Below are 20,785 nucleotides of genomic sequence, written 5' to 3'. Positions count from 1 at the left end.
ACCTGCTTTTCGAAGATTGGCTCGGGCGACCCGTCCTCGCGACTGCCGACTTGGCCCGAGACGAACAGAAGGTCGCCCGAGCGGATCGCCGCCGAATAACGGTTGATCTCGTAGAGCGCCTGCCGGCCGGCAGGGAAGATTGCATCGCGTTTGGCCATGACGTCACTCCTGTTCACAGGCAAGCCAGACCACGGGTCCGGCTGTTTGCATCTTATTCGAGCGATAAATTGACATACGTCCCGTATGTTTCTATAGGTTACATACGCGGCGTATGTCAACTAGCATACGGAGCGTATGTAGTTTGCGAAGGTAGCGGTGGCCGCAAAGCGACGCGCACAGATGGTGGAGGAAACCCGGGCCAAGCTCGTCCAGGCCGCCCGTAAGGCTTTCGCGACCAAAGGCTATGCGGCGGCGTCGATGGACGATTTAACCGCCGAGGCCGGCCTGACGCGCGGTGCGCTCTATCACAACTTCGGCGACAAGAAGGGTCTGCTGCAGGCCGTGATCGGCCAGATCGACGCGGAAATGGTGGTGCGAATGCGCGCTGCACAAAATCAGGCGGAGACCCGGTGGCTCGGCTTTCTCGCCGAGGGCGTCGCCTATATCGAAATGGCGCTGGAGCCAGACATCCAGCGCATCATGCTGCTAGACGGGCCGGCCGTGCTCGGCGATCCATCGCTATGGCCCAATCAGACTGCGTGTCTTCGCGCGACCACGCAAACGATCCAGGCGCTTATCGACGAAGGAACGGTGAGGCCGATGGATGCGGAAGCTGCCGCGCGGCTCATCAATGGAGCGGCGCTCAACGCTTCGCTCTGGATTGCCGCAGCCGACGATCCGCATGCCGTCTTTGCAAAGGCTGTCGAGGCTTTCCGATATCTCGCGGTTGGGTTGCTGCAGACCGAGAGATGACCGTCAAGGCTTCCGACGGGGTGCGTAATCAGCTCTCGCCGAACACCCGCTTGAAGATCGTGTCGACGTGCTTGAAGTGATAGCCGAGGTCGAACTGCTCCTCGATGTCAGCATCCGTCAGGTGCTTCTTCACGTCAGGGTCTTTTTTCAGCAGCGTCTGGAAGTCGCCTTCGCCGCGCCAGACCGGCATGGCGTTGCGCTGGACGTATTTATAGGCGTCCTCGCGGCTGGCGCCCTTTTGCGTCAGCGCGATCAGGAGCCGCTGCGAATGCACGAGACCGCCGAGCCGGTCGAGGTTCTTCTGCATGTTGGCGGGATAGACCAGGAGTTTCTCGATCAACCCGGCAAGGCGCACCAGCGCGAAGTCGAGCGTCACGGTGGCGTCCGGTCCGATCATGCGTTCGGCCGAGGAGTGCGAGATATCGCGCTCGTGCCAGAGGGCTACGTTTTCCATCGCCGGCATCGCGTAGGCGCGCACCATGCGCGAGAGGCCGGTCAAGTTTTCCGACAGCACCGGGTTGCGCTTGTGCGGCATCGCCGACGAGCCCTTCTGACCCTCGGAGAAGAACTCTTCGGCTTCCAGCACCTCGGTGCGCTGCAGATGGCGGATTTCGATCGACAGCCGCTCGACCGAAGAGGCGATCACCCCGAGCGTTGCAAAATACATCGCGTGGCGGTCGCGCGGGATCACCTGGGTCGAGACCGGCTCCGGCACCAGCCCCATCGCCTTGGCGACGTGTTCTTCGACGCGCGGGTCGATCTGGGCGAAGGTGCCGACGGCGCCCGAAATCGCGCAGGTCGCGACCTCCTTGCGGGCGGTGACCAGGCGCTCGCGGGCGCGGGAAAATTCCGCATAGGCATAAGCGAGCTTGAGGCCGAAGGTCACCGGCTCGGCGTGGATGCCGTGGGAGCGGCCGATGGTCGGCGTCATCTTGTGCTCGAAGGCGCGCTTCTTCAGCGCCGCCAGGACCTTGTCGATATCCGCAATCAAAAGGTCGGCCGCACGGGTGAGCTGCACATTGAGGCAGGTGTCGAGCACGTCGGAGGAAGTCATGCCCTGGTGGACGAAGCGGGCCTCGGGGCCGACGATTTCGGCCAGATGGGTCAGAAAGGCGATGACATCGTGCTTGGTCTCGCGTTCGATCTCGTCGATCCGGGCCACGTCGAAGGTGGCATCCTTGGCCTTGGCCCAGATCGTCTTCGCGGCTTCCTTGGGGATCACGCCGATTTCCGCCTGCGCATCAGCCGCATGCGCCTCGATCTCGAACCAGATCTTGAAGCGGGTCTGCGGCTCCCAGATGGAAGCCATTTCCGGGCGGGTGTAGCGGGGGATCATCGAAAACTCCGGACGAGCAGGGCGGGACACGAGGCGGATCCCGGCCGATTTGTTTTTACGCCGCGCTTTAGCAAATCGTACCGGGCGAGGCCACCCGTACAGTGCCGCGAGAAGGGAAAACCCGGCCCGGCTGGGTCAAAAACCGCTTGGGCCGCCGCTAAAGGCTGGCCAGTCCGCATTCAACGGCCAGGCGGACAAGCTGCGCGTCCGTTCGCATGCCGGTCTTGGTCTTGATCAGGTAGTGGTAGTTTTGAACGGTCTTGATGCTGAGATTGAGGTTTGCGGCGATCTGCTCGGTGGTCGCACCGGCAGCCAATTGCCTGAGGATCTCGATCTCCCTTTCCCCCAACTGGTCGAGCACCGACCCCGACGGGGACAGGCTTTCCATTGCCAGAACGTGCGCGATGTCGTCGCTCATCGCATGTTCGCCGCGCGCCACGGCACGGATCGCCTTGATGAGCACGGCCGGTTCGCTGTCCTTGGTCACATAGCCGCTTGCCCCGGCGCCGAACGCGGCCTTCACCAGCGCCGCTTCGCTGTGCATGCTGAAGACCAGAATGCGTGAGCCGGAGTTCCTCAACCGGATGTTCCTGATAGCCTCGAGGCCGCTGGCTCCGGGCATCGAAATGTCCATGACCACGACGTCAGGGGCGTGGCTCTTGAACATGCGGTAAGCGTTGACAGCGTTGTCGGCCTCCGCGACCACGCGGAAGTCGCCTTGGTGCTCCAATACGCGCCGGTAGCCCTGCCGAACGACGGGATGGTCGTCGACCAGCAAGATCGAAATGCCCTTGATCTGGGAAGTCGTCATCCAGGCACCATAGCGTTTTCGAGCAAAGCATGCCCTCGGACTTGATCCGGGGGTGGGTACCGGGCGCGGGAAGAAAACGCGTCAAGCACAGGGCGTCAGGCGGCGAGCGGAATCGTGGCGGCCACGCTTACGCCACGCCTCGCGCGCGCGATGGAAAGCGAGCCGCCAAGCGCGGCTACTCTCTCACGTATCCCGGTCAGGCCGAAGCCGGCGGACTGTGCCACCTTGGCCGCATCGCCGCCGCCGTCGTCCTCCACGCGGATCAGCAGCGCATTTTCCGCTCCCGTACGTCGCTCGATGCGGAGCACGATCTCGCGCGCTGCGCTGTGGCGCAACGAGTTGGTCAGGCATTCCTGGGCTACGCGGTAGGCTGTCGCGGCAACGGTACCGCGCACATCGGCGAGATCGCCCTGCAGGTCGAGCTGTATCATCGGTTGCGTCGCATGCTGTGATCGCCAGCTATCGACCAGGTCGACGAGGCAGGCTTCCAGCCCGAGCTCCTCGGCGGGCGGATGACGCAGGCGGTTCAGGGTACCCCGCAAGCATGCCATGATGCGGCGGGTCGCTTGCGAGATCATCCGCGCATCCTGCGCGACATCGCTTTTGGCCTGTTCGCGCCCGGCGGTCGCTTCGATCGTGCTGGCGAAGGCGAGAATGGCGGAAAGGTTCTGCCCGAACTCGTCGTGCAGTTCGCGAGCCAGGGCGCGCCGCTCGTCGCTGCGGATTTCAAGAAGGCGCCGGGTCAGAACGGCTCGTTCTTCCGTCGCCTGCGCGAGACGCTCACCGAGATGGCTGACGGCTTGCCCGATCATGGCAAGCTCCATCGACCGGAAGCGCGGGAGCGATGTCCGGTATTGGCCGTGCGCCATGCGCTGCAGTGCAGCTACAATCTGTTGCGCCGGCGCGAGCGTGTGCGCGATCGCGAGTGATGCGAAGAAGGCGATGGCCAAGGCCATCAGCAGCGCGACGTGGATGTTATCCACGATGTGTTGCCAGGCCAGCGATATGGCGGCGTCCGGATCGGCGATGGCCGAGACGGTGCCTGCGGTGACGTTACGCGTGCTGATTGACCGGGCAACCGCCGCGTGATTGCCGAGAAACGTCTGCACGGAAGCGGCAAACCAGGCCGGCGGAGCCTTGCCGATCCCCTTGCTCTGGCCGCAGAGCGGATTCTCAAACGCGCCCGCCGGCTCGAACTGGACGCAAATTCCCGGCGAAATGAGCTTCATCGTCTCGATGGTGCGCCATTCGGGGACTGGAACGAGATGTTCGCGCGCTCTGCTGCTGCGCAACAGCAACTCGCGCCAGTAGAGCGCCTCCAGCGCCTCGGAGACCCGTTCTGCGGATGCGGCCGTGGCGCGATCGACGCTGCGATAGGCGTCGATCGTGGCCCAGATGGTCGCCGCGCCCAGGCATAGGGCGACGACGACGAGCAGGCGGGCGACGAGTTGAAGCACGAGGCGCATGCGATCACTCCACGGCTTGTCGATGACGCTAACAGCAGCGCTATTTCGCGCCAATTGCAAGTCGGGTGACGATGCGCAGATTGGGAAATTTTCCCGGCTAAGCGCGGGCATATGTCTTTGGACCAGATCTGCAGCCTCTGATCTAACAAAGGGCGAGGGCCTTTTGCGGGCGGGCTTCGGAGCAGCAGCCCTTGAGGGAGCTAACGCAGCATGAGTGCCAGAATGGGTGCCGAGACCGCATTATCAGGCGCGGACACTCCGGAACGAGGCGTCCTGCTGCTCTGGATGATCTTTACCGGACTTTCGATCTTTGCTGTCTTCCTGCTGTGGCGGTACGGCCTGATTCATCTCATGGTCGCCTCCGATCGCACTTATATTTCGAGCCTGATCGCCGCGCTCTACGTCATCACCTGCGGGCATTGCTTCTGGCGGACGCGGGCGATCGCGCGTGAAGGCGAGGTCGCAAGAGGCTGCCGCGCCGTGCTGTCGGCTCCGGACGGCGCGAAGGCGCTCAACGCCGATGCGCGCAATCTGCCGGGCGGGCTGGTCACGGATCACATCCGCAGCCTGGTGACGAAGGCGAAGGCGCAAGCCGCCGGCCGTATCGACCAGACGCTGCTGCTCAGGACGCTGGCCGACCGGTTGCGCGGTTCCAACGGATTCGGCGCATTCGTTTCCGACACGCTGATGAAACTCGGACTGCTCGGGACGATCGTCGGCTTCATCATCATGCTGGCGCCGATCGCGACCCTCGATGCGGCCGACAAGGCAGCCATGAAGTCATCGATGGGCGTGATGAGCGACGGCATGGCGGTGGCCATGTACACGACGCTGGCGGGCCTGGTCGGCTCCATCCTCGTCCGCATTCAATATTACATGCTCGATGCCGCGACCCAGCGGGTGTTTTCCGATGCCGTCATGCTGACCGAAACGCACGTCACCCCGGCCTTGGAACACCATCTTGGAACGCCACCATGATGGATGACTTCGGTCTCTATCCGCGCGAGGAGGCGTTCGACCCGCTCGGCGTGATGCTGTTCAAGGCGCTGCAGGTGATCGCTTTCCTGTTCTTCCTTGCGCTGCTCGCGGTCTCGCCGGACGCGAAGGATGGCAAAATCGATTCCAAGGCCGAATTCATCATCACGATGGACTGGCCGGACAGCCATCCGGACGACTTCGATCTGTTCGTGCAGGACCCTGCCGGCCACATCGCCTGGTATCGCCGCCGCGAAGCCGGTTTCCTCACCCTCGACCGCGACGATCGCGGCGGCGCGAACGATTTCATCGTCGTCAACGGCAAGAAGATTCTGTCGCCGATCCGGGAGGAAATCGTCACGGTGCGGGGCATCGTCCCCGGCGAATACACCGTCAACGTCTCACACTTTCAGGCCACGACCGGGCAGCCGGTCGCGGTGAGCGTGAAGGTTCAGAAACTCAATCCGACCGCGCAGGTGATCTTCGACAATAGGCTGACGCTCGATCACAGCGGCGATGAGAAGACTGCGGTGCGCTTCTGGCTCGATGCCGAAGGCAAGGTGGTCGACGTCCAGCAGCGGCAGAAATCGCTGATGGAGACGTTCCGTAACGTCCGGGCCAACGGTGCCGATCTGGACCCGAAGACAGGCGTCAGGATGCCGCGCCGTGAATAGCCTTCAATCCGTCATCCTGACGCTGGCGATCAGCTACGCGCTGATCGGCGCGCTGTTGCTCGTCGTGCTGGTCTATGCGCGCTTGCCCTGGTCGGCCAAGGCGGTCGCCGTGATCGTGACGAGCGGGTTCTATATTGCGAGCTTTGTCGGGGTACGCGGACTATTGGGCTGGGCCAGCGTCGACAGGCTGCCCGCCACCTTCAAATTGCTGCAGGCCCGTATCGTCGAGCCCCATTCGCTGGAGGGCGATCCGGGCTCGATCTATCTCTGGGTCGAGACGCTCGACGACGGCAATCGGCCGAGCGGTGTCCCCCGGGCGTTCCGCATTCCCTACAGCGACAGCCTTGCGGAAAAGACCGACAAGGCGGCGGGCGAGATCGCCGCCGGCCGTCCGCAGGGCGGTCGCGCCGCCGATTTTGGCGATGGCGGCGGCAGCCTGCTCCAGGCTGCCCGCGAATACATCACGCCCGGCATGATCCTGGATACGTCGGGTGGCGACCCCTCGACCGGCGGGGGATTGGTCGCGGTCCCCCGCGAGGGCGATGGGGTGTCGTTTACCCCGCTGCTCCCGCCGCGGATGCCGCCGAAGGACGAGCCATAGGCTTCCGGCAAGCGGAGCCGGCCGGTCAGACAATCACGGATTGTTGACTGACAGATATTGAAATCTGTCAGCGAGAGATGCTATATCCATTGCCGACGCCGGTATTGGGGCGTCACCCGGCTCGTTGGCCCTGAGCCCGGGTGCTTGCAAAGGACTACCGCTATGACCGCCTATCTCATTCATCTGACCGCCCAAATCCAGCGCTGGCTCGACCAGAGCGTTGCCCGTCATCTGGCCGCCCAGGCCGAGCGGCTGGAACTGGTGAAACATTAACCCGCCAAAGAGATTACTAGGGGGATTTAGATGACCACCCGTCCCATCGTTTCGCAGGTGCGCGCATGAACGAAGTCGTGGTTCTGACCCCCGAACGGATTCTGGAGGTTACCGAGGACGTTCTGCGCCGCTACGGGCTGGCCAAAGCAACGGTGGTGGACGTTGCCCGTGCGCTCGATGTCAGCCACGGCAGCGTCTATCGCCATTTCCCCAGCAAGGCCTCGCTGCGCGAGGCAGTGGCCAAGCGCTGGCTCGACCGTCTCAGCGCGCCGCTGTTGAAAATCGCAGAAGCTTCCGGCCCGGCGCCCGCCCGGCTGGAGAAGTGGCTGCGCACGATGTTCTCGATCAAGCACAAGCGGCTCAGCGACGATCCCGAAATGTTTGCGACCTACCTGGCGCTGGCGCGCGAGGCCTGCAGGTCCGTGAGCTGCCATAAGGACTGCCTCGTCGATCAGATCGCGCTGATCCTGTCCGATGGCGTGAAGCAGGGCGCATTCGAGGTCGCCGACGTCAAGGTGACGGCACGCGCCCTTTTCGACGCCACCAGCCGCTTCCACCATCCTGCGCACGCCGAGGAATGGAGCGAGCCGGGTGCCCCGGCGCGGATCGATTCGCTACTGGCGCTTTTGCTCAAGGGCCTGGAAGCGCCGCGCAAGCACTGACGATCCTTCTGAAACCGACTTGCAAGACAAAGCCCGTTTTCCCGCGAGCCCTGATGTTTGGTTTTGGGGCGGAAGAAACAGCCATGCCAAGATCGGGTGCCGAGGTCTCACGTTGACCCCCAAGCCGACATTTCGCGATAGCAGAAATTACTAATAGCCTGCCTAGAGTGCGGACGCCCTCTGTTGGCGGCACTTCCATTTCAAGCCGTCAGCGATATCGCCTATTGGACCCAAGGCGGGACATTCGAGCAACGGACGTTCGGCTCTGGTTGAGCGGCGCCGGACGCGCAAGAAGCTGTAATCGCTCAATTCTGTTCCCATCGGAAATCCACCCGCGAAAGGCATCCTGCCCGTCGCTGTTCCGCAATATGATGATGCTTTGGCAAATCTCATGGGTCCGCTTATCCTCTTGGGGACTGGAGCAAACGCATGAAGCAGCGTCAGGGCCAGCAGAAGCGCGGAGGTGCGAACAAATCCGGCGACCTCGATCTGGCCCGTGAATATTATCGACAGCGCGCTTGGGCCGACGCTTACCAGGCGTTCTTGCGCGCCGACCAGGAAACCTCGTTAACTGCCGAAGCTCTCGAACTGCTGGCGATGGCCGCCTACTTGGTCGGCCGGGACGAGGACTATCTCAAGGCACTCGAACGGGCCTACAATGCGTACCGGGATACTCCCCGGCGTCTTCGCGCCGTCCGTTGCGCGTTCTGGCTCGGCTTTCGCTTGCTAATGCGCGGCGAGATGGGCCGTGCGAGCGGCTGGTTTTCCCGTGCTCAACGTTTGCTGGAGCGTGATACGCGCGAATGCGCCGAGCGAGGCTATTTGCTGCTGCCGGTCGTCGAGCAACGCCTCGGATCTGGTGAGTACGAGGCCGCGTTCGTCGCTGCAGCCGAGGCCGCCGCAGTCGGCGAGCGCTGTGGCGACCCGGACCTCGTCGCCTGTGCCCGCCACCAGCAGGGCCGCATACGACTGCAGCAGGCGCAGCTCGGAGCCGGACTCGCGCTCTTGGATGAGACCATGGTCATGGTCACTGCTGGAGAGCTATCGCCGCTGGTGACTGGCTTGATGTATTGCAGCGTGATCGCGGCCTGTCAGCAGGTATACGCACTCGACCGAGCCCGCGAATGGACAGGCGCCCTGGCGCGGTGGTGCGAGGGCCAGCCCGATATGGTCGCCTTCGCCGGGGTTTGCCAAGTGCATCGCGCGGAGATCCTGCAGTTACAGGGCGCCTGGCCTGAGGCGATCGAGGAAGCGCGGCGCGCCTGCGCGCGGTCGCAGGGCTTCGACCGGCGGGCTGCCGCCGGAGCGCTCTACCAGCAGGCAGAAGTCCATCGTCTGAAAGGGGAGTTTGCAGCGGCTGAAGAGGCGTATCGAGGCGCGAGCCAGCTTGGCCTGGAGCCCCAGCCGGGCTTGGCGTTGCTGCGCCTTGTGCAGGGACGCACCGACGCGGCCGCCACCGCCATTCGCCGCGTCGCAGGCACGACGGTGAGCAGCCTGAAACGCATGGGTTTGCTGCCCGCCTATATCGAGATCACGTTGGCCGCCGGTGACGTTCAGGACGCACGCAACGCCTGCCGAGAACTCGAGGACATTGCGCGGAGCTTCGATATGAGCGTGCCGGATGCAATTGCCGCGCAGGCCTGCGGAGCGGTGGACCTCGCCGAAGGGGACGCGCGGTCCGCACTCGGTTCGCTGCGCCGTGCCTTCGAGGTGTGGCAGGGAATCCCGGCGCCCTACGCGGCTGCGCGCGTGCGCGTGCTGATCGGACAGGCCTGCCGCGCCCTCGGAGACGAGGACGCTGCCGATCTGGAGTTCGGCGCGGCCCGGACCATTTTCGAGCGTTTAGGTGCCGGCCCCGATCTCACGCAGATCGGCTCACTGACGAAGGGCGTCGCTTCCAGCAATGTGCATCGCCTGACCCCGCGTGAGCTTGATGTTCTTCGCCTGGTCGCCGCCGGCGAGACCAACAAGGCGATTGCTGGCAGGCTCTCCCGAAGCGAGAAGACGGTCGACCGGCACGTCAGCAACATCCTCGCCAAGCTTGATGTCCCCTCGCGGGCCGCGGCGACGGCCTTTGCTTGCCGACACAAGCTGATCTGAATACTGAAATTAAGGTCGAAGGTTTCTTCGATCAGCTTCGGACGGTCAAACAGGCGAGCCGGACGCGGCTTCCGGGTGCAACCACGGCAGCCTTTCGCCTGCAAACGCCTCTCCCGTGGGCTTGAGCTTCTCGGGTTCTTCGAACGCGCCGAGATGAAAGTGCGTCTCATTGGGCCGTCGCTGGTTCGCGCAGGTCAGGGTCGAGCCGCACCTTGCGCAGAACCCGCGCTCCACGCCAGGCGATGAATTGTATTTGCTGATCGCTCCGCTTGTTACCGTGACGGCGGAGTCGTCGAAGGCAACGAAGACGGATGCCGGCGCTCCGGTATGGCGCCGGCAACTCTCGCAGTGGCACCACAGGACCCATTTCGGGCGCCCAGCCGCACGGAAGCGTACGGCACCGCAGAGACAACGCCCCTCGAATGTATCGCTCATATCGTTTCTCCTTCCCGGCGGCTTGCCGCCGGCTTCAACACGTCGCGATCGTGCCATACCTACGGCGCCCGCGAATGGGGAAGATCACCCATACGTTTGCAAGGGCCGATTGGGGCGTTCTCCCGAAGCGCCGGCTCACGTTTCTCTCTAGCACCAGCCATGTACGCCGCGGATCCGCGATGCGCCGAGCCGGCGTCTGATTTGTCAGCACAAGGAGAGAGCCGCGATGACCAAGGCATTCGACGCAATCGTAGTGGGCGCCCGCTGCGCGGGATCGCCGACCGCAATGCTGCTGGCCCGGAAAGGATATCGGGTTCTCTTGGTCGACCGCGCAACTTTTCCGAGCGACACGGTCTCTACGCACATCTTGCATCCCCTTGGCGTAAGCGCCCTGTCCAGTTGGGGCCTTCTCGATCGTCTGACTGTGACCGGGTGCCCGCCGATCGACCGCTATGCTTTCGACTTTGGTCCTTTCACGATTGTAGGCGCGCCAGGCACGAGTGAAGCTCCGGTTGCGTACTGTCCGCGCCGCACGATACTCGACAAGCTGCTCGTCGATGCTGCGGCTCAGTCCGGCGCGGAAGTTCGCGAAGGCTAATCTTGATCGAGGACGGACGGGCGGTCGGAATCAAGGGCCGCTCGAAGCATGGCGGCCCTGTCACGGAGCGCGCTGAAATCGTCGTCGGCGCCGACGGCAGGCACTCGTTCGTGGCCGAAGCGGTCCGGCCAGAGCACTATGACGAGAAACCGATTCTGCTCGTCGCGTATTACACCTACTGGAGCGGACTGCCGATGTTCGGCAAGTTTGAGCAATATATCCGTGACGGGACCGGCTTTGCCGCCGCTCCAACCCATGACGGGCTGACGATGGTGATCGCCGGTTGGCCATACGCAAGGTTCGACGATTGCAGGAAGGACATCGAAGGGAACTACCTGAAGACCATCGCGTTGGCGCCGGCGTTCGCCGACCGCCTGCACGAAGCCAAGCGGGAAGCGCGCTTCACCGGTGCGGCGGTGCCGAACTACTTTCGCAAGCCCTACGGCCCCGGCTGGGTGCTCGTGGGCGACGCGGGCTACAACCGGGACTTCATCACTGGACAAGGAATCATGGACGCCTTCCATGACGCCGGGCTCTGCGCGGTCGCGATCGACAGGGCCTTCTCGGGAGCGCAGCCATTCGACGTGGCGATGAGCGAGTACCATCGCGCGCGCGATACACGGGTGGCCGCAATGTATGAATTCACCTGCATGCTGGCGACGCTGGAACCGCCGCCACCGGATATGCAGCACTTCTTTGGCGCGATACACGGCAATCAGAGAGCTATGGATGCGTTCGCGCGGATGAATGCCGGAACAATATCACCCGCTGAGTTCTTCGCGCCGGAGAACGTCAATGCGATGACGGCCGCTTGGGGCAGGTCTTGAGCATGCTCAGTCGCGGGTCATCGCGATCAACTTGAAGTCCTTGTCGAGCTTGATGTCGTACTGACCGTCCTTGCATTTGGCGTCATCGACTTCGAAGTAGCCGCTGGCCTCGGTCTCCTTTTCCATCTTGCCGCCCGTGCAGCCAAGGACTTCCAAAGCAGCCTTGATCTTCTCGGCCTCTGCCGGTGTCACCGGGGTGTCAGCAAGCGCGAAGGTGCTGCTTACAAGTGTAGCTGCGAACGCCATCAAGAAGAGCTTCATCTGTGCATTCTCCAATCCAGCAGATGAACCAGCTTAAGCCAAATCTGTTCCAACCGAAAGGCGTCAGGAGAAACCCTGGGGTATCAGAGACGCGACAACGTGGTCCTCTGGACGATGGCTTTCAGACAATCCATTAATGACGCCAGCCCGATCCGCCAAGTTGCGGTTCTGACTCATCTTCCGCTTGCCATCGAGCCTCGAAATCGGCATCCGCAAACCGATAATTCCTCTGAGCTGCGCTTTGATGAAATCAGTCGGGGCGTCCGTCACCGCCCAGCGATCGTTTCGCGGTTGCTCGTGCAAATCCGTCAGTCGCGTTATCACGTCCAGTAGCCGCTCCGCATCGTCGAAGAACTCGACAGGTCCATAGGCGTGAACGGCAACGTAGTTCCACGTCGGCACGACCTTGTGCGTCTCCTGCTTGGTCGCGTACCAAGATGGAGAAACATAAGCCTCCGGCCCAACGAATATGGCCATCGCCTCGCCTGATGGCGTCAGCTTCCACTGAGGATTGGCTCTCGCCACGTGCGCATAAAGCGTGCCGTTCGGACCTTCGTTGTCGTTGAGAAGCATGGGGAGCGGCGTTCCAATAAGCCCTTCTTGCGTCGCGGTAACGAGCGTTGCCGAGCGTGCTTCACGCATGGTCCGATGACCATCGGCGATGTCGTCAACGCGAAACGCTGGCGGAATGTACATTGGCAAGGCTCCTCGGTGCCAAGTGAGAACTAATGAAGTCAGTTTAGGTGTTGATACGTGCTGCTCTAACAGACACACTGGACCACCAGAAGGGCCAGTTTGGAGTGTTTATGGTGGGCCAGTATGCGGTTAAGAGGCCCCCTGGGCCACATGGGGCACGGGAAATCTACCAGGCATTAAAAGCGCAAATCGAGGATGGCGTTTACGGGCCGAGCGACAAGCTACCTTCGACGCGCACCCTCGCCAACGAATTTGGAGCTTCCCGAACGACAGTTACTGCTGCCTACGAGCAGCTTCTAGCGGAAGGCTTCATAGAGACGGGACAAGGACGCCGGGCATGGGTCACGCCTACGCTCCGAGTGGCACGCTCCTTACGGCAAAGCAGCAAACGAACGCTAAGAACGGCTCGACTATCGGCTTACGCAAGACAGGTCACCGACTTAGGGGGACCGCCGGTCGTGAGCGAGCCTCTGCCGATCGACTTTCGCTACGGTGATATTGCCGCCGCCGACTTCCCGAGCCTGGCGTGGCGGCGTGCTCTAACGAAGGCCGCGACAACATTAGGTTCACGCCGCCTCCGGTATCAGGAGCCACAAGGATCGATAGCGCTGCGAACGTCGCTACAGGCGTATTTGTGGCGCGCCCGGAGTTTGCGGTGCAGCCATGAGCAGATCATCATCGTCAATGGATCACAGCAGGGGCTCGATCTTTGCGCCAGATTGTTGCTCGACCCCGGTGACCGGTTTGTGATCGAAACTCCATGCTATTGGGCTGCCCGGCATGTGTTTGAGAGCGTCGGTGCCTCACCTCAATTTGTGCCTGTGGATGAAGAAGGGCTGCGGACGGAGATCCTTGAGAGTATTAAGAAAGCCCGCCTTTGCTATGTGACGCCATCGCATCAATTTCCGTTGGGTCACGTCCTTTCAGCATCGCGCCGGGCTCAGCTGTTGCGTTGGGCCAGCAATGCGGGGGCCTATATCGTCGAGGACGATTACGACGGCGAGTACCGATACGACATTCAGCCCATACGACCGTTGCATGCGTTCGATGAAGCCGCTCACGTAATCTATCTCGGGACGATTTCAAAGACGCTCTCTCCACTTTTGCGTCTAGGATACCTCGTACTGCCGCCGGAACTCGTTGACGCCTTCCGTGCCGCGAAGCGTCTCACCGATCGGCACTCGCCGACGCTGGAGCAAGCCGCTCTCGCAGAATTTATCCAATCGGGTGCCTATGAGCGGCATATCAGAAAGCTACGGCGGAAAAACGCGCAGCGCCGGGCCGCATTACTCGATGCATTCAGCGAATATTTTGGCAGCGCGGTCACGGTTCAAGGTTCGGAGGCCGGGCTCCATGTGGTCGCTTGGTTTGGAAAATACAGTTCGACGCAGGAAGAGCAGTTGGCGAAAAAAGCGAGGTCCGCAGGCGTCGGCATCTATCCTATCTCCGAATTATACGAACATTGGCGAGCAGTAGCCGCGAAAAGGAGAGCCGGGTTCGTTTTTGGGTACGCTGCACTTGAAGAGCGGGACATTCGGCAGGGTGTTGCCCGCTTGGCCGGTGCTTTAAGAACCGCATAAACTTCCGATCTTGGCACTTTTGAGACATGCCGGCCTGCACTGAAACTGTCTGCTTTCAGGGGCAGAGCGGAGGAAGCGACCGGCGCAATGTCAAATCGACGCGAATGGCCCAAAGCGGACATTCGAGTTGAATGACCTCTGAGGCTGCCCCATCCCGCCATGGGCATCGCGGGCTAGAATTGAGCGGTGGCCTAGCTTGCTCGCGCGGCTCTTCTAAGCGTCAGCACATGGACCGCAGCAACGATGACTGAGAACAGCAGCAAACCTATTTCAGCGCCGTGAACCTTTTCCGGAGCGTAAGTTGAGGCGCCCCAAATCAGCAATCGAACTGCAAGGGCGAACGCCACCATGCCCCAAAGCCCCACTGCCTTGGGTGCGCACCAAGTTGGCTCGCCGTCGAGCCCCCACTGCATGGCCATGCGAGCGCTCTTGATGCGAGGTCCAAAATAAAGATTGCACCCGGCAAGAACGGCGACGGCTGGCCAGAACACAAGGTCAGCAACCAACATGAGTTTACCTTCTAGGGCAAAGCCGCTCAGTTGGCGGCCCCTGATTTGCCGATTACTAGCCCAAACAGGTTAAGGGCCATCTGAACAGATTTATCAAGCTTGAGCGATTAGGCGCGATTAACGGGTTTGGCACTTTTCGGACATCGCGGGTGGGGTAAACAATGTCCACTGTCGAGGGTAAGGCAGACATTCCAACTGTGCCTCTCGAAGTCCGCTTTGTGACCCATAGCAGAAATGCCAAAAACAATTAGATGCGAACGGAAGCCAGCCCGCAAGTTTGAGCTTCTGCCGAAGGAGTAAGCTTTGCCCAACCTAGTTGCTATTCTGCTCCGGCTTCTCGTCGGCGGGTCGTTGCTATTCACTCCAGTCGTCCTTGCCCTTGGTGAGGAGATGAGTCCCGAGCTGAGGGACCGCATTGAGGCAAGCCGGGAGTGGTCCAATCTTGCTAAGGGACGAACGGAGTTTGAAGTATCGGACCCAGCTTTGTTGCCGAGCCGATTGATCCTTGCGGCCAAGCATGTAGGTTGCAAAATCGAGGAAGGCATCGAGAGTAGCCCAGTTAGGTTCACAAAAATCGGAGGCAGTCGCCTTGCGATTATTTTTTGTTGGTCGATAGTAGGCTCACACAAAGTGTTTGACCTTTCCAGCTTGCAAAGACCGAGACTGGTTAACTTCCCTTTTATAAAAATGCCCGAAGGCTTCGGCACGACAGATCGGCCAGGTTGGATTACTCGGGAAAAAGAGACCTCGATTTTTCAAGCGGTAACTGGATCAGACATGAAACCGTCGTGGGACGTGCGCCACACTTACCAGTTCAATGAGTATTGGGGTTTTGTGATCATTCGCGTTGAGGTTAAGGGCATGCCCGGTCACGACGAATGGACTGCAATCTGGGAAGCACGGCGCTGGTCGATTCCCGAAGTGAAGCAGCAGTGACTCTACCGTTGGCAGTTGGCACTTTCGGACCTCTGCCTTAATCCCCCGGATGTCTGCTATTGGGGTAAACTGAGAAATGATGTCTGGAAAGCCCGCCCTCAGCTCAGGATAGCGAGGGGCTCGAATCGGATTATCGCCCCGCCGGCTAGGTCCGATCAGCGTGACGGCCTGCAGGCGCGCCAGGACCGATTGCACGCCGCAGGCGGCCCGTTGTTTGATATCCATTAACGCTAGCGCGGGCACGGGCGCGATGCTGGACGGTACGGAGGAAACACGTGCGGCTGGCCATTTTTGCGGATATCCACGCCAACCGGCAGGCGTTCAGCGCGTGCCTCGATGTCGCGCGCGCCCGCGGCGCGGAACGGATCGTCTGCCTCGGCGATGTCGTCGGCTATGGCGCCGATCCGGAATGGGCGGTCGATACCGTGATGGGCCTGGTCGATGACGGCGCCATCGCCGTGATCGGCAACCACGATCAGGCGATCAACACCCCGTCGGAGACCATGAACGCCGAGGCCCAGGCTGCGATCGAGTGGACCCGCGGCAGGCTCGGCGTGGCGCAGCGGCGCTTTCTTGCCGAGTTGCCGCTGATCCGGCGCGAGGACGATCGCCTCTATGTGCATTCGGAAGCATCGCACCCCGCGCGATGGCACTATGTGCGCGATACGCCGGATGCTGCGCGCAGCCTCGAGGCTACCGATGCGCACGTCACCTTCTGCGGGCACATCCACCGGCCGGCGCTCTATTCGATGTCATCGGCGGCGAAGATGACAAGCTTCGTTCCGACATCCGATGTGCCGGTGCAATTGCTCGGTGGCCGGCGCTGGCTCGCCGTTCTCGGCTCAGTCGGGCAGCCGCGGGACGGCGACCCGGCTGCGGCGTTTGCGATGTTCGATACGTCATCGCGCGAAATCACCTATTGCCGCGTGCCGTATGACGTCGAAGCGGCCGCCGACCGCATCCGCGCCAACGGGCTGCCGCACTGGCTGGCCGATCGCCTGCTGGTCGGAAGGTGACGGCGATGGCGAGCCCCGCAATCGCGCCCGGCGCGGAACTGGACGGTTTTACGATCGGCGAGTGCGTCCACCGGGGCGGCATGGCGACGCTGTGGGCGGCGACTCACGCCGGCATCACGGTGCCGCTGTTGATGAAGATCCCACGGGTTGCCGGCAGTGGCGCCGGCGGATAGCGCATAACAGGTGGCGGGTGCGCTCAGTCGAGGGTCTGGACGGGCGGCAGCGCTGTTTTGGCGGAACGCGGCGGGTTCGGCACGGGATAGCTGGTGACGCGGCCACTTCGTTCGGCTTGGCCGGCGGAATTGGACGCGGGTGCGGAGCCGACGGCTTCCGCCCTGGCGCCTCGCACGCTCTCTCGCGACGCCTGCCGGCGGTGCCGCGACGAGCGCGAGCCCTCCAGTCCCCACGACCGCGATATCGAGGGACCTGCCGTATAGCCGACGAAAGCGCCGGCAACGGCCCCGACCGGACCGAGCACGACGGCGCCGGCCACGGCGCCGAGTGCGGCGTCACCTGCGCGCTGCGCGAGCGCGGCAGAGGGCGCAAGTAGCAGGAGCAATGCGGCGGTGATGAAGGCCTTGATCATATTTTCGTCCCATCCGTGGAAGGCGGGATGCTGATCTGCCTTTATGGCGAGATGCGTGAAGTTTTGTGGCCGGAGCATGGACTTTCAGGTTCCATGGCCGCTACACGCCTAGTGTGGCTTTCTTACCCGGTGTTTCGACGACGCACGCGTTCCAGATCCGCGTCAGATCGCTTCGCCGCGCGCCAGCGCCGCCGCGTTGCGGATCGCGGAAATGTTGGCCTTGTAGGCTTCCAATGTGCCGCCCTTGAATACTGCCGAGCCTGCGACCAGCGCATTCGCGCCGGCGGCAGCGAGCTGTCCGGCAACATCGGGCGCGACGCCGCCGTCGACCTCGATGTCGATCGGGCGTCCCGCGGCCATCGCCCTGACATCGCTGACTTTGCCGAGCGCGGACTTGATGAAGGCCTGGCCGCCGAAGCCGGGATTGACCGACATGACAAGCACGAGATCGATCAGGTCGATGACATATTCGATCGCGCTCACCGGCGTGCCCGGGTTGAGCGAGACGCCGGCCTTCTTGCCGAGCGCGCGGATCGCCTGCAGCGAGCGATGCAGGTGCGGGCCGGCCTCGGCATGGACGGTGATGTGATCGCAGCCGGCTTTGGCAAACGCCTCGAGATAGGGGTCGCAGGGCGAGATCATCAGATGGGCGTCAAAGATTTTCTTGGTGTGCGGGCGCATCGCCTTGATGACGTCGGGGCCGTAGGAAATGTTGGGCACGAAGTGCCCGTCCATCACGTCGAGATGGATCCAGTCGGCGCCGGCCGCGTCCACGGCGCGGACTTCCTCGCCGAGCTTGGCGAAATCCGCCGCCAGGATCGACGGCGCGATGACCAGGGGACGCGACGCAAATTGCTGGGACATGTGCGCTTTCCCAAACCTCTTCGAGGGGCGAAACGGCCCCGCGTAACATGCAGAAGGGCCGGGGGCAATGCTCGCAATCGCTCGGCTAGGGAGACGTTTCTCGTCTGAACGGCGGTCGACCGTCAAGATTGCCACGACACACCGTTCAATCGGGCTGCGATGCGCAAAACCGCCGCGTGCGAGAAGCGACATTCGATCAAGGTTGGGACGACAAACAACGATAAATATCTGCAATCGCAGACGAGCAATCGGCGTTTCCGTCCGCAGACCGTGCGCAAGGCAATCGACATAAATCTACTCAGCAAGGGTCGCATCCAACTGTTAGGGGAGGGCAAAGTACGAATCCGCCGGCCGGCTGCGGGGCGGGTCGAAGTTTCATGCCGTTTGCAAGAAGCGGCAAGGGGCGTACCGGCGCCAGCCGGCCAGCTTATGCGCGCAGGGTCTTCCCTTCCCGGTGCACTCGGCAGCACGCGTAACGCGCGTGAACTCCGCCGTGCCTTGAGACCAGCGGCACGGCGGCGAGCCTCAGTTTGGAGGCTTCAATGGGGCAATTAGGGAGTACTCATAAATTCTTCGCGCCCATGTAATCCGCGGTTTGTGGGGTCTATTTTGGCAGTGTTGCAGCAGCTTGTCAGGACGAAATCTTACAACTAAAATTGGAGGTTGCGGCGGTAAGACACCGAACTGATTTCAGCAGGGAGGGATTGATCATGGCCTCGCACACCAAGTCGCAATCGAATTCCGGCTTCAATCGACGTTTTTTCCTGGCAGGAGCCGCCAGCGGTGCAATGATTCCGGTAGCAGCGAGCGCAGCACCTAACCCGATGGCTCACGGTCATCCAGGTGGCCGAGGAATTTGGAAACGCAAGGCCGGCAGCAGCGTTGCTAACCCTGCTGACGTGAAAGTGGCTGACGTTTCGTACCAAAATGATGAACTCGCGGGCTTGATCGTTAGGGCGTGGAAGGAGGATCAGCCTAATGGTTTCAGGGACTCGCTGCTCAAGGGGTCGTATGTTCAACGCATGGCTGCCGCCCAAACAGCGCTCCAAAACCTCCCGTTGCACCCCATCAATTTGGCGAGCCCCATTGTGATCACGGAAGACGAGTACGATGCCGGCTGGGAAGCCGACAACGACGATCAAATAGTCTTCGTGCTGCCGAATCGTTCGCGCCAAGTGGGAGATCTTCTCGAAAACGCCAAGTTGCTAATGGCCGCTACGCCGAACGGGATCTAGCGCTGTCGCGACTCGATTTGAGGCGAGGCGGTGTGTCTATAGCTTGAAGCGAGCTCGGGCTCCATAGCAAAACGCATCCTCCAAGAAACGAGCGCGGGCGAGCGATCGAAAAACGGGAGGTTTCGAATGGCACGGTCAGTCTTGGAGTGGGTCAGCGTCACGGCCGATATTTCGATCATCGCTCGCGAGTCGGGAGAGGTCTGGTTTCACACCCGGAGCGGCACGAAGGAAGACACAGATCCATTCGCAGCGCCGATGACGGGCGTGGGCTCGACGGGCAGCACGGTCGGTCTGCTCGATGGCGCGATCAATCTCGGCTTTGCCGAAATTGAACAGCGCCTGGCGCGACCGGAGCCGACGCTTGTCGGCTATGCCGTCGCGTTGGTCGGCGCCTATCATACGTCCGTCGATACGCCTCGAAATCTCCGACGCGCCGCTGCGCGATTCGAGGAATTAGGGAGGCCGGAGGTCGCGGCCTATCTTGAAGAGCGTGCGCGCGAGGAGACCGGTCACGATCGGCTCGCGCTCAAGGATCTGCGCGCGTTGGGTCTGCCTGCCGAGCGTCTCGTTGCCAGTTACATTCCCGAGGGGATCAAGCCGCTCTGCAAGCGCTTCGACGATCTCTGCGTCGAGGACTACCCGATCGGCTGCATCGGCTATTCGTACTGCCTGGAGCGCATTGCCGCGCTCAAGCAGAAGACCGATATCGAGAAGGTGCAGGCAATGTGCCCGGACGGCATTGATGCGACCCGCTTCCTCAGAAGTCACAGCTCACTCGGAAGCGAGGCCGCGCACGTCGAAGAGACAATCGAGTTCGTCGCCTCCCTTCCTGCGGATGACCGTATCAAGGTCGTTCGGGAGACGTACCAATCAGCATTAATCCTAGCGGAGGGATATAATCACGAGCTTCTCAAATCCGAGGCGGAGATGCTTGACGAGCTTGAGCAGGCGCTCAGAGAGGCGCTCCCGTACCATCTCAGTTCATGTCCATCGCACGATGAAAGGCGCGGGGCTCGGCCGGCGGCATGAGCAGAATGGCGCGATAGTCATCGCAGTTTTGGCACAGCGTGGGGCACGAGAAACAATACGGGCCTTGGCACCTCCGATATGCGGTTGCGATTTCAAAGGACGAGTCTGCATGACTCCTCCTCACGAGGAACTGTCATGGTAAGCGTGGTAAGCACTGGCGTTGGTATCGTCGCGCCAGGCTTCAGTTGGTGATCCGCACCCTTCTGCGACATGTACCGCGACCTCGGCATTGTGCCTCCCGCCATGGCCACGCGTGACGCACCGATGACGATGTTTCCAACCCAGCCCATCACCTCTGTGATATCGGCAGACAAAAGAACCCTAATGTGTTATCGTTTGCAGGAAAGATGCTCTGATCGAAAGCACAACGGTAATCGCATAGTGAGTCTCAAGCCCGGCTCGG

The 20,785-nt window shown here is 61.8% G+C and carries 23 protein-coding genes and 2 pseudogenes; 15 read left to right on the top strand and 10 right to left on the bottom strand.

Translation table 11 applies throughout. From position 1 onward, the window contains the following. Positions 1-158, bottom strand: a pseudogene (locus tag CP49_RS47865) (RidA family protein); the annotation flags it as partial. Positions 159-315: 157 nt separating this feature from the next. Between CP49_RS47865 and CP49_RS26400 the strand changes: the two are divergent. Continuing rightward, positions 316-912, top strand: coding sequence for a TetR/AcrR family transcriptional regulator (locus CP49_RS26400; protein ID WP_057853092.1), 597 nt, complete (start codon positions 316-318; stop codon positions 910-912). 28 nt (positions 913-940) lie between these two features. On the opposite strand, the gene purB is transcribed toward CP49_RS26400, so the two are convergent. The 3 genes from purB to CP49_RS26385 form a co-directional block, all read right to left on the bottom strand. Beyond that, complete coding sequence (gene purB / locus CP49_RS26395) at positions 941-2,248, bottom strand: adenylosuccinate lyase (protein WP_057853091.1); 1,308 nt, start codon at positions 2,246-2,248, stop codon at positions 941-943. A gap of 157 nt (positions 2,249-2,405) precedes the next feature. Then, complete coding sequence (locus tag CP49_RS26390) at positions 2,406-3,059, bottom strand: response regulator (protein WP_057853090.1); 654 nt, start codon at positions 3,057-3,059, stop codon at positions 2,406-2,408. 95 nt (positions 3,060-3,154) lie between these two features. Next, positions 3,155-4,525 carry a sensor histidine kinase gene (locus tag CP49_RS26385; protein WP_057853089.1) on the bottom strand — a complete coding sequence of 457 codons (1,371 nt, stop codon included), beginning with the start codon at positions 4,523-4,525 and terminating at the stop codon, positions 3,155-3,157. 210 nt (positions 4,526-4,735) lie between these two features. Here CP49_RS26385 and CP49_RS26380 point away from each other — a divergent pair, with 210 nt between their 5' ends. The 5 genes from CP49_RS26380 to CP49_RS26360 all read left to right on the top strand — a co-directional run bounded on the left by CP49_RS26380 (position 4,736) and on the right by CP49_RS26360 (position 9,810). Continuing rightward, complete coding sequence (locus CP49_RS26380) at positions 4,736-5,503, top strand: MotA/TolQ/ExbB proton channel family protein (protein WP_057853088.1); 768 nt, start codon at positions 4,736-4,738, stop codon at positions 5,501-5,503. After that, on the top strand, positions 5,500-6,174 hold the full coding sequence (locus CP49_RS26375) for a hypothetical protein (RefSeq protein ID WP_057853087.1): 675 nt from the start codon (positions 5,500-5,502) through the stop codon (positions 6,172-6,174). The genes CP49_RS26380 and CP49_RS26375 overlap by 4 nt, the downstream gene beginning before the upstream one ends. Then, positions 6,167-6,775, top strand: coding sequence for a hypothetical protein (locus CP49_RS26370; RefSeq protein ID WP_057853086.1), 609 nt, complete (start codon positions 6,167-6,169; stop codon positions 6,773-6,775). The genes CP49_RS26375 and CP49_RS26370 overlap by 8 nt, the downstream gene beginning before the upstream one ends. Positions 6,776-7,113: 338 nt before the next feature. Continuing rightward, complete coding sequence (locus tag CP49_RS26365) at positions 7,114-7,710, top strand: TetR/AcrR family transcriptional regulator (protein WP_057853085.1); 597 nt, start codon at positions 7,114-7,116, stop codon at positions 7,708-7,710. A 429-nt stretch (positions 7,711-8,139) separates the two neighbouring features. Next, positions 8,140-9,810 (top strand): helix-turn-helix transcriptional regulator, encoded by a 1,671-nt coding sequence (locus CP49_RS26360; protein WP_057853084.1) that lies wholly within the window; start codon positions 8,140-8,142, stop codon positions 9,808-9,810. Positions 9,811-9,855: 45 nt separating this feature from the next. On the opposite strand, the gene CP49_RS49400 is transcribed toward CP49_RS26360, so the two are convergent. Further along, positions 9,856-10,245, bottom strand: a complete 390-nt coding sequence (locus tag CP49_RS49400; protein ID WP_063791779.1) for a GFA family protein — start codon at positions 10,243-10,245, stop codon at positions 9,856-9,858. A 226-nt stretch (positions 10,246-10,471) separates the two neighbouring features. Between CP49_RS49400 and CP49_RS46340 the strand changes: the two genes are divergently transcribed. Both CP49_RS46340 and CP49_RS26350 read left to right on the top strand, forming a co-directional pair. Further along, the gene (locus tag CP49_RS46340; protein WP_197423239.1) at positions 10,472-10,843 is read left to right on the top strand and encodes an NAD(P)/FAD-dependent oxidoreductase; all 372 of its coding nucleotides are present in this window, start codon (positions 10,472-10,474) and stop codon (positions 10,841-10,843) included. Between the two features lie 2 nt (positions 10,844-10,845). Further along, positions 10,846-11,670, top strand: a complete 825-nt coding sequence (locus tag CP49_RS26350; RefSeq protein WP_197423238.1) for an NAD(P)/FAD-dependent oxidoreductase — start codon at positions 10,846-10,848, stop codon at positions 11,668-11,670. A gap of 6 nt (positions 11,671-11,676) precedes the next feature. Here the strand turns inward: CP49_RS26350 and CP49_RS26345 are convergent, their stop codons facing one another. Beyond that, the gene (locus CP49_RS26345) at positions 11,677-11,931 is read right to left on the bottom strand and encodes a hypothetical protein (protein WP_057853082.1); all 255 of its coding nucleotides are present in this window, start codon (positions 11,929-11,931) and stop codon (positions 11,677-11,679) included. Between the two features lie 63 nt (positions 11,932-11,994). Further along, the gene (locus tag CP49_RS26340; RefSeq protein WP_057853081.1) at positions 11,995-12,627 is read right to left on the bottom strand and encodes an FMN-binding negative transcriptional regulator; all 633 of its coding nucleotides are present in this window, start codon (positions 12,625-12,627) and stop codon (positions 11,995-11,997) included. Between the two features lie 110 nt (positions 12,628-12,737). On the opposite strand from CP49_RS26340, the gene pdxR reads away from it, so the two are divergent. Further along, the gene (gene pdxR / locus CP49_RS26335) at positions 12,738-14,207 is read left to right on the top strand and encodes a MocR-like pyridoxine biosynthesis transcription factor PdxR (RefSeq protein ID WP_057853117.1); all 1,470 of its coding nucleotides are present in this window, start codon (positions 12,738-12,740) and stop codon (positions 14,205-14,207) included. A 191-nt stretch (positions 14,208-14,398) separates the two neighbouring features. Here pdxR and CP49_RS26330 read toward each other — a convergent pair whose 3' ends face one another. Beyond that, entirely contained in the window at positions 14,399-14,716 is a 318-nt protein-coding gene (locus CP49_RS26330; protein WP_057853080.1) for a hypothetical protein, read from the bottom strand. A gap of 303 nt (positions 14,717-15,019) precedes the next feature. Here CP49_RS26330 and CP49_RS26325 point away from each other — a divergent pair, with 303 nt between their 5' ends. From CP49_RS26325 to CP49_RS45195, 3 genes and pseudogenes are all read left to right on the top strand, one after another. Then, on the top strand, positions 15,020-15,652 hold the full coding sequence (locus CP49_RS26325) for a hypothetical protein (protein WP_057853079.1): 633 nt from the start codon (positions 15,020-15,022) through the stop codon (positions 15,650-15,652). Positions 15,653-15,927: 275 nt separating this feature from the next. Next, on the top strand, positions 15,928-16,668 hold the full coding sequence (locus tag CP49_RS26320) for a metallophosphoesterase family protein (protein ID WP_057853078.1): 741 nt from the start codon (positions 15,928-15,930) through the stop codon (positions 16,666-16,668). 5 nt (positions 16,669-16,673) lie between these two features. Beyond that, positions 16,674-16,820 (top strand): annotated as a pseudogene (locus tag CP49_RS45195) (serine/threonine protein kinase); the annotation flags it as partial. A gap of 44 nt (positions 16,821-16,864) precedes the next feature. On the opposite strand, the gene CP49_RS26315 reads toward CP49_RS45195, so the two are convergent. Further along, a complete protein-coding gene (locus CP49_RS26315; protein WP_057853116.1) occupies positions 16,865-17,254 on the bottom strand; it encodes a hypothetical protein in 390 nt (129 codons plus the stop codon). 162 nt (positions 17,255-17,416) lie between these two features. Beyond that, positions 17,417-18,118, bottom strand: a complete 702-nt coding sequence (rpe, locus tag CP49_RS26310) for a ribulose-phosphate 3-epimerase (RefSeq protein ID WP_057853077.1) — start codon at positions 18,116-18,118, stop codon at positions 17,417-17,419. 159 nt (positions 18,119-18,277) lie between these two features. Here rpe and CP49_RS49395 point away from each other — a divergent pair, with 159 nt between their 5' ends. The 3 genes from CP49_RS49395 to CP49_RS26300 all read left to right on the top strand — a co-directional run bounded on the left by CP49_RS49395 (position 18,278) and on the right by CP49_RS26300 (position 20,382). Beyond that, the gene (locus tag CP49_RS49395) at positions 18,278-18,673 is read left to right on the top strand and encodes a VapE domain-containing protein (RefSeq protein ID WP_082646253.1); all 396 of its coding nucleotides are present in this window, start codon (positions 18,278-18,280) and stop codon (positions 18,671-18,673) included. Between the two features lie 155 nt (positions 18,674-18,828). Continuing rightward, positions 18,829-19,353 (top strand): hypothetical protein, encoded by a 525-nt coding sequence (locus tag CP49_RS26305; RefSeq protein WP_156438675.1) that lies wholly within the window; start codon positions 18,829-18,831, stop codon positions 19,351-19,353. Between the two features lie 126 nt (positions 19,354-19,479). Continuing rightward, positions 19,480-20,382, top strand: a complete 903-nt coding sequence (locus tag CP49_RS26300; RefSeq protein WP_156438674.1) for a hypothetical protein — start codon at positions 19,480-19,482, stop codon at positions 20,380-20,382. The last annotated feature ends 403 nt before the right edge of the window (positions 20,383-20,785 follow it).

This window comes from Bradyrhizobium valentinum (genome assembly GCF_001440405.1).
Classification (GTDB): Bacteria; Pseudomonadota; Alphaproteobacteria; order Rhizobiales; family Xanthobacteraceae; genus Bradyrhizobium; species Bradyrhizobium valentinum.
Note: the sequence above shows the minus strand (reverse complement) of the source record. Positions and strands in the feature narration are given on the sequence as shown.

Coding starts and splice junctions, on each gene's coding strand:
- purB (WP_057853091.1), bottom strand. CDS start 2,248: ATGATCCCCCGCTACACCCGCCCGGAAATGGCTTCCATCTGGGAGCCG.
- CP49_RS26390 (WP_057853090.1), bottom strand. CDS start 3,059: ATGACGACTTCCCAGATCAAGGGCATTTCGATCTTGCTGGTCGACGAC.
- CP49_RS26385 (WP_057853089.1), bottom strand. CDS start 4,525: ATGCGCCTCGTGCTTCAACTCGTCGCCCGCCTGCTCGTCGTCGTCGCC.
- CP49_RS26380 (WP_057853088.1), top strand. CDS start 4,736: ATGAGTGCCAGAATGGGTGCCGAGACCGCATTATCAGGCGCGGACACT.
- CP49_RS26375 (WP_057853087.1), top strand. CDS start 5,500: ATGATGGATGACTTCGGTCTCTATCCGCGCGAGGAGGCGTTCGACCCG.
- CP49_RS26365 (WP_057853085.1), top strand. CDS start 7,114: ATGAACGAAGTCGTGGTTCTGACCCCCGAACGGATTCTGGAGGTTACC.
- CP49_RS26360 (WP_057853084.1), top strand. CDS start 8,140: ATGAAGCAGCGTCAGGGCCAGCAGAAGCGCGGAGGTGCGAACAAATCC.
- CP49_RS49400 (WP_063791779.1), bottom strand. CDS start 10,245: ATGAGCGATACATTCGAGGGGCGTTGTCTCTGCGGTGCCGTACGCTTC.
- CP49_RS46340 (WP_197423239.1), top strand. CDS start 10,472: ATGACCAAGGCATTCGACGCAATCGTAGTGGGCGCCCGCTGCGCGGGA.
- CP49_RS26345 (WP_057853082.1), bottom strand. CDS start 11,931: ATGAAGCTCTTCTTGATGGCGTTCGCAGCTACACTTGTAAGCAGCACC.
- CP49_RS26340 (WP_057853081.1), bottom strand. CDS start 12,627: ATGTACATTCCGCCAGCGTTTCGCGTTGACGACATCGCCGATGGTCAT.
- pdxR (WP_057853117.1), top strand. CDS start 12,738: ATGGTGGGCCAGTATGCGGTTAAGAGGCCCCCTGGGCCACATGGGGCA.
- CP49_RS26330 (WP_057853080.1), bottom strand. CDS start 14,716: ATGTTGGTTGCTGACCTTGTGTTCTGGCCAGCCGTCGCCGTTCTTGCC.
- CP49_RS26315 (WP_057853116.1), bottom strand. CDS start 17,254: ATGATCAAGGCCTTCATCACCGCCGCATTGCTCCTGCTACTTGCGCCC.
- rpe (WP_057853077.1), bottom strand. CDS start 18,118: ATGTCCCAGCAATTTGCGTCGCGTCCCCTGGTCATCGCGCCGTCGATC.
- CP49_RS49395 (WP_082646253.1), top strand. CDS start 18,278: ATGCGCAAAACCGCCGCGTGCGAGAAGCGACATTCGATCAAGGTTGGG.
- CP49_RS26305 (WP_156438675.1), top strand. CDS start 18,829: ATGGCCTCGCACACCAAGTCGCAATCGAATTCCGGCTTCAATCGACGT.
- CP49_RS26300 (WP_156438674.1), top strand. CDS start 19,480: ATGGCACGGTCAGTCTTGGAGTGGGTCAGCGTCACGGCCGATATTTCG.